At 39.8% G+C, this 13,389-nt stretch carries 11 protein-coding genes; all 11 read left to right on the top strand.

All coding sequences use genetic code 11. The features are described from left to right. Positions 1-21: 21 nt before the first annotated feature. The 11 genes from O3640_RS05145 to smc all read left to right on the top strand — a co-directional run bounded on the left by O3640_RS05145 (position 22) and on the right by smc (position 13,389). Positions 22-1,020: a glycosyltransferase family 4 protein gene (locus O3640_RS05145; protein WP_045634637.1), complete on the top strand. Its 999-nt coding sequence runs from the start codon at positions 22-24 to the stop codon at positions 1,018-1,020. A 1-nt stretch (position 1,021) separates the two neighbouring features. After that, the gene (locus O3640_RS05140) at positions 1,022-2,335 is read left to right on the top strand and encodes a glycosyltransferase family 4 protein (RefSeq protein WP_045502122.1); all 1,314 of its coding nucleotides are present in this window, start codon (positions 1,022-1,024) and stop codon (positions 2,333-2,335) included. A 35-nt stretch (positions 2,336-2,370) separates the two neighbouring features. After that, the gene (locus tag O3640_RS05135; RefSeq protein ID WP_125366959.1) at positions 2,371-2,736 is read left to right on the top strand and encodes a hypothetical protein; all 366 of its coding nucleotides are present in this window, start codon (positions 2,371-2,373) and stop codon (positions 2,734-2,736) included. Positions 2,737-3,069: 333 nt separating this feature from the next. Continuing rightward, complete coding sequence (locus tag O3640_RS05130) at positions 3,070-3,441, top strand: hypothetical protein (protein WP_125367100.1); 372 nt, start codon at positions 3,070-3,072, stop codon at positions 3,439-3,441. A gap of 91 nt (positions 3,442-3,532) precedes the next feature. Beyond that, the gene (gene thrS / locus O3640_RS05125; RefSeq protein WP_125366960.1) at positions 3,533-5,476 is read left to right on the top strand and encodes a threonine--tRNA ligase; all 1,944 of its coding nucleotides are present in this window, start codon (positions 3,533-3,535) and stop codon (positions 5,474-5,476) included. Between the two features lie 205 nt (positions 5,477-5,681). After that, positions 5,682-6,383 carry a response regulator YycF gene (yycF, locus tag O3640_RS05120; protein ID WP_045634632.1) on the top strand — a complete coding sequence of 234 codons (702 nt, stop codon included), beginning with the start codon at positions 5,682-5,684 and terminating at the stop codon, positions 6,381-6,383. After that, positions 6,376-7,737 carry a cell wall metabolism sensor histidine kinase VicK gene (gene vicK / locus O3640_RS05115; RefSeq protein WP_045634631.1) on the top strand — a complete coding sequence of 454 codons (1,362 nt, stop codon included), beginning with the start codon at positions 6,376-6,378 and terminating at the stop codon, positions 7,735-7,737. The genes yycF and vicK overlap by 8 nt, the downstream gene beginning before the upstream one ends. Further along, entirely contained in the window at positions 7,730-8,533 is an 804-nt protein-coding gene (locus O3640_RS05110; RefSeq protein ID WP_125366961.1) for an MBL fold metallo-hydrolase, read from the top strand. The genes vicK and O3640_RS05110 overlap by 8 nt, the downstream gene beginning before the upstream one ends. 34 nt (positions 8,534-8,567) lie before the next feature. Continuing rightward, entirely contained in the window at positions 8,568-8,924 is a 357-nt protein-coding gene (locus tag O3640_RS05105; RefSeq protein ID WP_045773784.1) for a YbaN family protein, read from the top strand. A 242-nt stretch (positions 8,925-9,166) separates the two neighbouring features. Continuing rightward, entirely contained in the window at positions 9,167-9,865 is a 699-nt protein-coding gene (rnc, locus tag O3640_RS05100; RefSeq protein WP_012000242.1) for a ribonuclease III, read from the top strand. Next, the gene (gene smc, locus O3640_RS05095) at positions 9,856-13,389 is read left to right on the top strand and encodes a chromosome segregation protein SMC (RefSeq protein ID WP_125366962.1); all 3,534 of its coding nucleotides are present in this window, start codon (positions 9,856-9,858) and stop codon (positions 13,387-13,389) included. The genes rnc and smc overlap by 10 nt, the downstream gene beginning before the upstream one ends.

Here is a 13,389-nt window from a genome sequence, read left to right as displayed (position 1 = left end):
CTTTCAGGTATAATAGTATTTATGAAAGTTTTATTGTATTTAGAAGGAAAATCAGTTCTAGAAAAATCTGGTATTGGTCGAGCTTTGCAACACCAAATGCATGCCTTGGACTTGGCTGGTATTCCGTATACGACAGATATTTTAGGTGATTATGATGTAGTCCATATTAATACTTATGGACCAAGAAGTTTGCTCCTCTTACATGCCGCCAAGAGACATGGGAAGAAGGTTATTATGCATGGCCATTCTACCAAGGAGGATTTTCAGAATTCTTTTATTGGGTCAAATTTCTTTGCACCGTTATTTGGTAAATATCTGGCTCATATGTATCAAAAGGCTGACTTTGTTATTACACCGTCAGAGTATTCTAAAAAGCTTATTGCAGGCTACGGGGTAACGACACCGATTATTGCTGTGTCAAATGGTATAGATCTTGGGAAATACCAAGCGGATCCTAAAAAGGAAAAGGTTTTTAGAGAACATTTTCAAGTTAAGGAAGGCCAAAAGGTTGTTGTCTGTGCAGGTCTCTATTTTAAGCGAAAAGGAATAGAAGACTTTGTTGAAGTGGCTAGAAGGATGCCAGATGTTCGTTTTATCTGGCTAGGCTCAATCAATAAGTGGCTGATCCCAGCTTCGATTCGTAGATTAGTAGAAAAAGATCATCCTTCTAATGTGGAGTTCCCTGGCTATTTTAAGGGAGCTGTTTTTCAAGGAGCTATGTCAGGAAGTGATGCATTCTTTTTCCCATCATATGAAGAGACAGAAGGTATTGTGGTCTTGGAAGCCCTAGCTAGCAAGCAACATGTCATTCTTCGGGATATTCCTGTGTATGAGGGATGGATTAGCGAAGAATCTGCTGAGCTTTGTCATAATGTTGATGAATTTGTTGAGTCACTTCAAAAAGTTTTAGACGGTCAAGTTGATAAACGTGAGGCTGGTTATCGAGTGGCTCAAAGCCGTTCAATTGATGATGTAGCCTATCAGCTAGTAGAAGCCTATCGAAAAGTATTGGAGATGTAATATGCGAGTTGGTCTTTTTACAGATACCTATTTCCCTCAGGTCTCGGGTGTGGCGACGAGTATTCGGACTTTGAAGACGGAACTTGAAAAGCAAGGACATACAGTTTTTATCTTTACGACAACTGATAAAGACGTGAATCGTTATGAGGATTGGCAGATTATTCGGATACCGAGTGTACCCTTTTTTGCCTTTAAAGATCGTCGGGTTGCATACCGAGGTTTTTCTAAGGCTTTAGAGATTGCTCGCCAGTATCAGCTTGATATCATTCACACACAGACTGAATTTTCATTGGGGTTGTTAGGGGTCTGGATTGCTAAGGAATTAAAGATTCCTGTCCTGCATACCTATCATACTCAATATGAAGATTACGTCCGCTATATTGCAAATGGAATGCTGATTCGGCCTAGTATGGTTAAGTATATCGTTCGTGGTTTTTTGAATGACATGGATGGTGTGATTTGTCCTAGTGAAATCGTCTATGATTTGTTGACACGTTATAAGGTTACAACTGAAAAGAGGGTCATTCCTACAGGGATTGATTTGGCTAAGTTTGAACGGCCTGAAATTACCAAAAATCATATTGAAGATTTACGAAAGAAATTGGCAATCGATGATTCGGAAACTATGTTGCTCAGTTTGTCTCGAGTTTCCTATGAGAAAAATATTCAAGCAGTTATTGAAGCCTTACCAGATGTCTTAAAAGAAAATGCTGCTGTAAAATTGGTAGTAGCAGGAGATGGGCCTTATTTGGCGGACTTGAAGGAACAGGCTGAGAGTTTAGGTATTACTGATTCTATCATTTTCACGGGTATGATTCCTCCAAATGAAACTGCCCTTTACTATAAGGCGGCTGATTTCTTTATTTCTGCTTCGACTAGTGAGACACAAGGTCTAACATATTTGGAAAGTATTGCCAGTGGTACACCGATTATTGCACATGGCAATCCTTATCTAGATAATGTTGTGACGGATAAAATGTTTGGGACGCTTTATTATGAGGACAATGACCTATCTGGTGCTATTTTAGAAGCAGTTATGACAACGCCTAAAATGGACGAAGAGAGATTGGCAGATAAACTCTATGAGATTTCAGCAGAAAATTTTGGGCGCCGTGTCTATGAATTCTATCTGGACTTAGGGATTTCTAAAGATTTTCAAAATGAAATTAGGCCGGATGAAACAAGAACAAAGCGCTTTGCAAAATCAATGATAAAACTGCCAGGTAAAATTATCCTTCTTCCGGTAAATGGTTCCACTCGGATGATCAAAGCTTCAAGAAAACAAATCAGAAAAATTCGCAAATACCTAGAATAAGTTTACTCTTTGAAAGGTGAAAAGGAGGTGAGGGGATGAGAGACAGAAAAAATGAATTTCTTTTCTTATTTCCCCTTGTTTTTTTCTATTTAATATTTGATATTTTGCTAATATATTTGCCACTTGATTCAATGGTAAGTAAAAGCCTTGTGGTTGGAAACATTCTTATCTTTTCACCTCTTGTCACTCTTTTGGTGTCTTTTCTATATGCAGTATTTTATGGATTTGCATTGCGTTTTTCACTCTTAGTTGGCCTTCTATTTTTGCTGACAATTTTTATCTTTGGAGAATGGATTCCTCTCTATCACTTGGTTTATTTTCTTTCTTCACTGGCTGGTAATGGATTAGGCCATTTGTTTTATCATTTGAGAAAGAAAAAAAGCGAAGCTAGAAAAATGTAAAAGTTCTTGCAAATTTTTTCAATCGTGCTATAATGTTTCCTAGAGACATATCACCTGCAGGAAATCTTTTAGAGAGCGCGTGGAGCTGGAAATCGCGTAGAGGATGCAGTTGGGACTACTCTACTGGATTTTATGAAAACATAAAACGGTGGCTACGTTAGAGCCAATCAGAGGTGTCCCTCTTTTTTGAGGAACATAAATGAAGGTGGAACCACGTTGCGACGTCCTTTCGAGGATGTCGCTTTTTGTATGGAGAATAGTTATGACAAAGTTAAAATGAAATTTAGCTAAGAGCTGAATGAGGTGATATATTTGAAGCAATATTTATCTTGGATGATGGCTTGTACCTTCCTTATAGTCTATGTATGGCTAATGAAAACTCTCAGCCTATGGGGCTTAGAGTATATTGTCGTCTTTTCATTTTTTCTACTCATTCCTCTCTTGCCCTTCCTTGCCCCCTTTCTTGGTATCTTAATGTTTTTCAACAACAAGAAACTCATTATAACGGGATATCTTTCAAGTTTGACAGCTGCTATCTATTTGGTCAATGCGATAAAAAGCTATCCGATAAGGATATACATGGAAGGTGAGATGACTGATGAGCAATACTTGTCTCTAATCCTTTCTTTGGTATGCTATCTATTTATTTCTACAGCTTTCTTTATCTATAGAATGAGAAAGTTAAACTATCATTTATTTAAATAATCAACTGATATCATTCATTGTAAATGACTAGTTTCCCTATTCCTTCAAACCTCAGTTATAAAAATACGATAATTTTTTAAAGGAGAAAACCATGATTAAGATTACTTTCCCAGATGGTGCTGTTCGTGAATTCGAATCTGGCGTTACAACTTTTGAAATTGCGCAAAGCATCAGCAATTCCCTCGCTAAAAAAGCCTTGGCTGGTAAATTCAACGGCAAACTCATCGACACGACTCGTGCTATCACCGAAGATGGTTCCATCGAAATCGTGACACCTGATCACGAAGATGCCCTTCCAATCTTGCGCCATTCAGCTGCTCACTTGTTTGCTCAAGCAGCTCGTCGCCTTTTCCCAGACATTCACTTGGGAGTTGGTCCAGCTATCGAAGATGGTTTCTACTACGATACGGACAACACAGCTGGTCAAATCTCTAACGAAGACCTTCCTCGAATCGAAGAAGAAATGAAGAGGATCGTCAAGGAAAACTTCCCATCTATTCGCGAGGAAGTTACCAAAGACGAGGCACGTGAAATCTTTAAGAACGACCCTTACAAGTTGGAATTGATCGAAGAACACTCTGAAGACGAAGGTGGTTTGACTATCTACCGTCAGGGTGAATACGTGGACCTCTGCCGTGGACCTCACGTCCCATCAACTGGTCGCATCCAAATCTTCCACCTTCTCCATGTAGCAGGTGCTTACTGGCGTGGAAATAGCGACAACGCTATGATGCAACGGATCTATGGTACAGCTTGGTTTGACAAGAAAGACTTGAAGAACTACCTTCAAATGCGTGAAGAAGCCAAAGAACGTGACCACCGTAAACTTGGTAAAGAGCTTGACCTCTTCATGATTTCACAAGAGGTTGGACAAGGTCTGCCATTCTGGTTGCCAAACGGTGCAACTATCCGTCGTGAATTGGAACGTTACATTGTCGACAAGGAAATCGCTGCAGGCTACCAACATGTTTACACTCCACCACTTGCATCAGTAGAGCTTTATAAAACTTCTGGTCACTGGGATCACTACCGTGAAGATATGTTCCCAACTATGGACATGGGAGACGGTGAAGAGTTTGTCCTTCGTCCAATGAACTGCCCACACCACATCCAAGTCTTCAAACACCATGTTCATTCTTACCGTGAATTGCCAATCCGTATCGCTGAAATCGGTATGATGCACCGTTATGAAAAATCTGGTGCCCTCACTGGTCTTCAACGTGTGCGTGAAATGTCTCTCAACGATGGTCACCTCTTTGTTACTCCAGAACAAATCCAAGAGGAATTCCAACGTGCCCTTCAGTTGATTATCGATGTTTACGAAGACTTCAACTTGACTGAGTACCGCTTCCGTCTCTCTCTTCGTGACCCTCAAGACACTCACAAGTACTTTGACAACGATGAGATGTGGGAAAATGCCCAAACTATGCTTCGTGCAGCGCTTGATGAAATGGGCGTAGACTACTTTGAAGCTGAAGGAGAAGCTGCCTTCTACGGACCAAAACTCGATATCCAAGTGAAGACAGCCCTTGGAAAAGAAGAAACCCTTTCGACTATCCAGCTCGACTTCTTGCTTCCAGAACGTTTCGACCTCAAATACATCGGAGCTGATGGTGAAGAACACCGTCCAGTTATGATTCACCGTGGGGTTATCTCAACTATGGAACGCTTCACAGCTATCTTGATTGAAAACTACAAGGGTGCCTTCCCAACATGGCTTGCACCACATCAAGTGACCCTCATCCCAGTTTCTAACGAAAAACACGTGGACTACGCTTGGGAAGTGGCTAAGAAACTCCGTGACCGCGGTGTCCGTGCTGATGTGGATGAGCGTAATGAAAAAATGCAGTTCAAGATTCGTGCTTCACAAACCAGCAAGATCCCTTACCAATTGATCGTTGGGGACAAGGAAATGGAAGACGGAACTGTCAATGTTCGTCGCTACGGCCAAAAAGAAACACATACGGTAGCAGTAGACGAATTTGTTGAAGCTATCCTAGCTGATATCGCCAACAAATCACGCGTTGAAAAATAATTATCAAGAACTCGCTTTGCGGGTTCTTTTTGTAATCTCATTTTTTGACAGTTTATTTTTAGATTTTTTTATGAGCTAATTTTTTACAGCATTGTCACGAATGTCTTTAAATTGTAAGATAAAGAATAGTATTTTTAATTGGGGAAATTAGTCTATTTTAAGAAAGTTTGTTATAATAAAAGAGACAGAAAAAAAGGTGAAAGATATGAAGAAAATATTAGTTGTAGATGACGAAAAACCAATTTCAGATATTATAAAATTTAATATGGTAAAAGAGGGCTATGAAGTTGTTACGGCTTTTGATGGTCGTGAAGCTCTTGAGATGTTTGAAGCTGAAAATCCTGATATTTTGATTTTGGATTTGATGTTGCCAGAATTGGACGGGCTAGAAGTAGCACGCACCATTCGGAAGACCAGTAATGTTCCAATTATTGTCCTATCGGCTAAAGATAGTGAGTTTGATAAAGTTATCGGCCTTGAGATCGGAGCAGACGACTATGTGACTAAGCCTTTCTCTAACCGTGAGCTCCAAGCTCGTGTCAAGGCTATTTTGCGACGTTCAGAATTTGCTGTAGATACCCAAGAAAATGAAAAGGGCTCAAATGAGTTGGCAGTCGGCGAATTGCAAATTTTACCAGATGCTTTTGTTGCTAAGAAACATGGTGAGGAACTAGAATTAACCCATCGTGAGTTTGAATTACTCTACCATTTGGCCAGTCATGTTGGTCAAGTAATGACACGCGAACACCTACTAGAGACAGTTTGGGGTTATGATTATTTTGGTGATGTACGCACTGTTGATGTGACGATTCGTCGCCTACGTGAAAAGATTGAAGATACGCCAAGCCGACCAGAGTATATTTTAACTCGTCGTGGTGTTGGCTACTATATGAGAAACAATGATTGAAAATATTAGACAATTTGTGTTTTCTGTAGATTTTGTTTTTGTTTTAATTGTTTTAGGTTTTATTTTGGTTGTTGCCCTTCTCTTTTTAGAGAATAGAAGGGATAATCGCCAACTTCGTCTGCTCAATCAAAAGATCAAAGATTTAATCGCAGGAGACTATTCCGAGGTTCTGGATATGCAGGGCAGTCCAGAAATTACGGATATGACCAATAGTATAAATGATTTGTCTGAAGTAACTAGATTAACACAAGAAAATCTGGAGCAAGAAACCAAACGTTTGACTAGTATCCTGTCCTACATGACGGATGGGGTTTTGGCAACCAATCGTAGGGGTCAGATTATCATGATTAATGATATGGCTTCTAAGCAACTAGGTGTTGATCCAGAGGAAGTCCAAAATACAAGTATTTTAGATTTGTTAGATATTGCGGATGAATATGATCTGCGGGATTTAATTACCAAGATGCCAGAGTTGACGATTGATTCTCAAGATGAAAATGGAGAATTTTTAAGTCTGCGTGTTCGTTTTGCCTTGGTTCGTAGAGAATCTGGTTTTATCTCTGGTTTGGTAGCTGTTCTGCATGATACGACAGAACAGGAAAAAGAGGAACGGGAGCGTAGGCTTTTTGTATCAAACGTAAGTCATGAGCTCCGTACCCCTTTAACAAGTGTTAAGTCTTACTTAGAAGCTTTGGATGAAGGAGCTCTTTCTGAACCAGTTGCTCCTGAATTTGTTAAGGTTTCTCTTACTGAAACGAACCGAATGATGCGGATGGTTTCTGATTTGCTTAGCTTGTCAAGGATTGATAATGATAGTAGTCATTTGGATGTAGAATTAACTAATTTTACAGCCTTTATCACTTTTATTTTGAATCGCTTTGATAAGATTAAAAGTCAGGATGAAACCAAAAAATATGAGATTGTACGAGATTATCCAATCACACCTGTTTGGGTTGAAATTGATACTGATAAAATGACGCAGGTCATTGATAATATCATGAATAATGCTATCAAGTATTCTCCAGATGGTGGTAAGATTACTGTAGGAATGAAAACGACGGAAGATCAGTTGATTATTTCTATTTCTGATGAGGGATTGGGAATTCCCAAAAAAGACCTGCCTAAGATCTTTGACCGTTTTTATCGAGTGGATAAGGCTCGAAGCCGTGCGCAAGGTGGAACAGGCTTAGGACTTGCGATTGCAAAAGAAATCATCAAGCAGCACCATGGTTTTATCTGGGCTAAGAGTGAGTATGAAGTCGGATCGACTTTTACAATTGTCCTACCGTATGATAAGGATGCTGTTTTGGATGATGACTGGGAAAATGAAGAAGTAGAAAGTAAAGATGACTAAGGAAGGTTTTAAGTATAGCATTTTAGCATCTGGATCCAGTGGTAATTGTTTTTATTTAGAAACAGCCAAAAAGAAGATTTTAGTGGATGCAGGACTATCTGGTAAAAAAATCACTAGTCTTCTAAGTGAAATTAATCGTAAACCAGAAGATTTAGATGCTATTTTAGTAACTCATGAACATAAGGATCACATTCATGGTGTTGGGGTCTTAGCCCGCAAGTATAACTTAGATATCTATGCTAATGAAGATACTTGGGAAGCCATGGATAGTGCTTTGGGAAAAATTGATATCAGTCAAAAGCATATTTTTGAAATGGGTAAGGTTATGACTTTTGGTGATATAGATATTGAAAGTTTTGGTGTTAGCCATGATGCGGCGGCACCACAATTTTATCGGTTTATGAAAGACGATAAAAGTTTTGTTATGCTGACGGATACGGGCTATGTGAGTGATCGTATGGCTGGAGTAGTTGAAAATGCTGATGGTTACTTGATTGAGAGTAATCATGATGTAGAAATTTTGCGTAGTGGAGCTTACCCTTGGAGTCTTAAGCAACGTATTTTATCCGATAAAGGGCATTTATCTAATGAAGATGGTGCTGATACGATGATTCGAACCTTGGGAAATCGTACAAAAAAGATTTATTTGGGGCACTTGAGTAAGGAAAATAATATCAAGGAGCTGGCTCATATGACTATGGTTAATCAGCTAGCTCAAGCTGACTTGGCAGTCAATCATGATTTTCAGGTTTTAGATACTTCGCCGGATACGGCTACGCCTCTGACATCAATTTAATCATGTTGAAAATGAAAAATTACTAGGAGAAATTATGCGTCCCATTTATTTTCTTGTTGGGCTAGTGTCCTTGGGGCTAGGTGTTGTTGGAATTCTTCTTCCAATCTTGCCCACAACGCCTTTTTTGCTCTTGTCCATAGCTTGCTTCTCTCGGAGTTCCAAACGTTTTGAAAATTGGCTCTATCATACCAAAATGTACCAGATCTATGTGGCGGATTTTCGGGAGACAGGTTCAATAGCTAAGGAGCGTAAGAAAAAGATTATCGTATCCATCTACATTTTGATGGGCATTTCTATCTTTTTTGCTCCTCTTGTACTTGTAAAGATCGGTCTATTTGCTCTGACAATTTTTATCACCTACTACTTATTTAAGGTCATTCCGGATAAGTAAGAACAATTGGAAAGACAATTATCATAATTGTCTTTTTTCCTTTGTATAAAGCAAGAAAAAGAGGGCAGGAAAATTTAATTTTTGGTATAATAGTAGCTGTGCAGTCTTCTTTCTAATAGAAGATATAAACAGCAGTAGAACTTACTTTTACCATTTGTTAAGAGTGTCTTTCTACTCTACTGTGCTATAAAGATAGAAAGGATTGGACTTGTGTTTATCAGTTTGAACACAGGTAGAGGTTTATGAAAAAATTAGAAAACCTTTTGTTTGATAGATTTGGCTTGGTTTTTAAGGATGTTTCATTGCTAGAAACAGCTTTTACTCATACAAGCTATGCCAACGAACACCGCCTCTTAAAAATTTCACACAATGAACGCCTGGAATTTTTAGGAGACGCTGTTCTGCAATTAATTATCTCTGAGTATTTATTTGAAAAATACCCCAAGAGACCTGAAGGAGATTTGACTAAGCTTCGTTCAACGATTGTTCGTGAGGAAAGTTTGGCGGGTTTTAGTCGTGATTGTCAGTTTGATCGTTTCATCAAGCTGGGTAAGGGAGAAGAAAAATCTGGAGGCCGTGAGCGCGAAACGATTTTAGGTGACTTGTTTGAAGCTTTCTTAGGAGCTTTGTTACTTGATAAAGGCTTGGAAGTTGTGAAGAACTTTATTTATCAAGTCATGATTCCTAAGGTGGAGGCAGGAGATTTTGAGCAGGTGACAGACTATAAGACAAAATTGCAAGAGTTGCTTCAGTCTAATGGAGATGTAGAGATTCTTTATCAAGTCGTGTCTGAATCAGGGCCAGCTCATGCCAAAAATTTTGAGGTTAGCGTTTCAGTTGATGGTCGTTTAGTAGGAAAAGGCCAAGGGCGTTCTAAAAAGCTGGCAGAACAAGAGGCTGCTAAGAATGCCTTTGAAAAGGAAAATCATTCATGTATTTAAAAGAAATTGAAATCCAGGGTTTTAAATCTTTTGCGGATAAAACTAAGGTAGTTTTTGACCAAGGGGTAACAGCGGTTGTCGGCCCCAACGGTTCAGGTAAGTCAAATATTACAGAAAGTCTGCGCTGGGCTTTGGGAGAATCCAGTGTTAAGAGTTTGCGTGGCGGTAAGATGCCTGATGTTATTTTTGCCGGGACAGAAACACGCAAGCCCCTTAATTATGCGTCTGTAGTAGTGGTTCTTGATAATAGCGACCAATTTATCAAGAATGCAGCTAAGGAGATTAGAGTAGAGCGTCATATTTATCGCAGTGGTGATAGTGAGTACAAGATAGATGGTAAAAAGGTTCGTTTGCGTGATGTTCATGATCTCTTTATGGACACTGGGCTTGGACGGGATTCTTTCTCTATTATTTCCCAAGGTAAGGTAGAAGAGATCTTTAACAGTAAGCCAGAGGAGCGGCGTGCTATTTTTGAAGAGGCTGCAGGAGTACTGAAATATAAGACGCGTCGTAAGGAAACCGAGAGTAAATTGGCTCAAACCCAAGACAATTTGGACCGCTTGGAAGATATTATTTACGAATTGGATGGGCAAATCAAACCTTTAGAGAAACAAGCACAAACTGCTAAACGCTTTTTGGAGTTAGATCAGGAAAGGCGAGAACTTTACCTAGATGTCTTGGTTGCTCAAATGACAGCTAATAAGGAAAAGTTGAACCAGGCAGAGGAGAATTTGGCCAAGATTCAGGAAGAGCTGTCAGCCTATTATAGCAAACGCAATGAATTGGAACTGGAGAACCAAGCTCTCAAATCCAAGCGTCATGAGCTTAACCAGACCTTGGCGGCTGACCAAGCTAAGCTACTGGAATTAACTCGTCTGATTAGTGATTTGGAGCGACAAATTGATCTCTCTAAGTTAGAGTCGAGTCAGGCAGCAAGTAGCCGTAAAGAGAATGAGGCTCGTTTGGCTACATTGGTAGAGAAGTTGGAGCAAACAGAGCAAGATTGTCAGGCTAAGACTGAAAATCTGGCTCTTATTGCAGAAAAATTGGACAAGAATCAGCAGGAAATGGCTGAGCTAGAAAAAGAGATTGCCGATTTTTCTGAGGATCCTGATCAATTGATTGAGCATTTACGAGATCAATATGTCAAACTCATGAAAGAAGAGGCCGATTTATCCAATGATTTGACTGCTCTGGAAAGCCGTCAGGCTAATGAGTTGAAACTAAATGAGAGTAAACAGGCTGATTTTGAAAAAATTAAAACAGACTTGTTAGAAAGCCAAAAGGCTGAAACAGCCCATATAGAAGAGTTAGAAACAGCTCGGAAGAATCTAAAAGACTTATTGAATACTTACCTGGCGCAGGTGGAAAAAGTACAAGAACTGCAGACAAGTTACCAAAATCAACAAAAAGCCATGTTTGATTTGTTGGATGATTTGAAAAATAAGAAGGCTCGTTCTGCGAGTTTGGAAGCTATTCTTAAAAATCATAGTAACTTTTATGCAGGTGTAAAAAGTGTACTGCAGGAGTCTGAACGCTTAGGTGGGATTGTTGGTGCTGTTAGTGAAAAATTAAGTTTTGATCCGCATTATCAGACAGCTCTTGAGATTGCTTTAGGAGCTAGCAGTCAAAATATCATTGTCGAAGATGAAGCAGCTGCTACAAGAGCAATTGATTTCTTGAAGAAGAATCGAGCTGGTCGGGCAACTTTCTTGCCACTGACAACGATTAAACCCCGTCAGCTGGCTGATCATCATCGGACAAGCATTGAGTCTAGTAGAGGTTTCCTTGGTCTTGCTTCTTCACTGGTCACTTATGAGGCCAGCTTAGATACCATTTTTCAAAACCTGCTGGGAACAACAGCCATTTTTGATACGGTAGACAATGCTCGTGCAGCGGCCCGTCAGATTCGTTACCAAGTCAGAATAGTCACTCTAGACGGGACAGAACTGCGAACAGGTGGTTCCTACGCTGGTGGAGCAAATAAAAACAACAATACGATCTTTATCAAACCGGAATTGGACGCTCTTTTGTCTGATATAAAGGAAAAAGATCTCCAATTGAAGGAAAAAGAAGAGACTGTCCAAGTCCTACATAATCAGTTGAGTCAAGCTAAGCACGTCTTAGATCAAATCAAGGAAGATGGCGAAAGCGCCCGCTTGGCAGAACAAAAAGCTAGCTTAGCTTATGAGCAAATTGCAAAGCGAGTGGAAGAGCTGACGAATCTGAAAGATATGCAAGAGCAAGAATTGGCAAGGTTGTCTGGATTTGATATTTCTGGCGAACAAGCAAAATTGCAGGCTCGTTTAGCTGAAATTGAGCAGGCGAAATTGGATGTGACACAGGAAATTGAGCAGGTTAAATCGAATAAAGATGCTGTTCAAGAACGCTTTGATAAACTTTCCAATAAATTGTCAGACTTGAAACTATCTCGGACTGAGCTGACCTCTCTCCAACGTTTTGAGAAAAATGATTTGGAGCGTCTGGAAGACGAGAAAGCTACTCTCATCAAAGAACAGTCAACACTGGAACTCTTAATGGAACAAAAAGAATCCAGTCTCCAAAAGGTGGATATTACAGTTCTAGAAGATCAGTTGAAGACTGCTAATCAGGAAAAGACAGAATTAAACCAAGGATTGATTCGTCTGAAATTTGAATTGGAAGACTTGGAAGGTCAGTCTGAAGACATCCTCAGTCATTTGGATCAGGCACGTAAGCAAAATGAAGAATTGATACGTAATCAGGCCAAGGCTGAGGCTGAAAAAGAAAAGATTACTGATGTTTTGCGTCGTCTCTTAACCAGTCTGACGGAAGAATATCAAATGAGCTTTGACGAAGCCAATCAGAAGGCTCGTCCTCTCGATAACTTAGCAGTATCTGAAGGGCAAGTCAAAGACTTGGAACGATCTATACGTGCGCTCGGTCCAGTAAACCTGGATGCTGTTGAACAATTTGATGAAGTGAAAAATCGTTTGGACTTCCTCAATACGCAACGAGATGATGTCTTATCTGCTAAGAATCTGCTCTTGACAACCATTGAAGAAATGAACGATGAAGTCAAAGAGCGTTTCAAATCAACTTTTGAGGCCATTCGTGAAAGCTTTAAAATGACCTTCAAACAAATGTTTGGTGGAGGATCTGCAGACTTAATTTTAACAGAAGGCGATCTTTTGACAGCTGGAGTTGAAATTTCGGTGCAGCCACCTGGCAAGAAGATCCAGTCCCTCAATCTCATGAGTGGTGGGGAAAAGGCCTTGTCAGCTCTCGCTTTGCTCTTCTCCATTATTCGAGTGAAGACCATTCCTTTTGTTATTTTGGACGAAGTTGAAGCAGCCTTGGATGAAGCCAATGTTAAACGCTTTGGGGATTATCTCAACCGCTTTGACAAGGAGAGTCAGTTTATCGTAGTTACCCACCGAAAAGGAACTATGTCAGCAGCTGACTCTATTTATGGAGTGACCATGCAGGAGTCCGGTGTGTCGAAGATTGTTTCGGTGAAATTGAAAGATTTAGAAGGTATGTAA

Origin of the sequence: Streptococcus sp. 27098_8_75 (genome assembly GCF_041432475.1) — a bacterium.
GTDB classification, from domain to species: domain Bacteria; phylum Bacillota; class Bacilli; order Lactobacillales; family Streptococcaceae; genus Streptococcus; species Streptococcus gordonii.
Note: the sequence above shows the minus strand (reverse complement) of the source record. Positions and strands in the feature narration are given on the sequence as shown.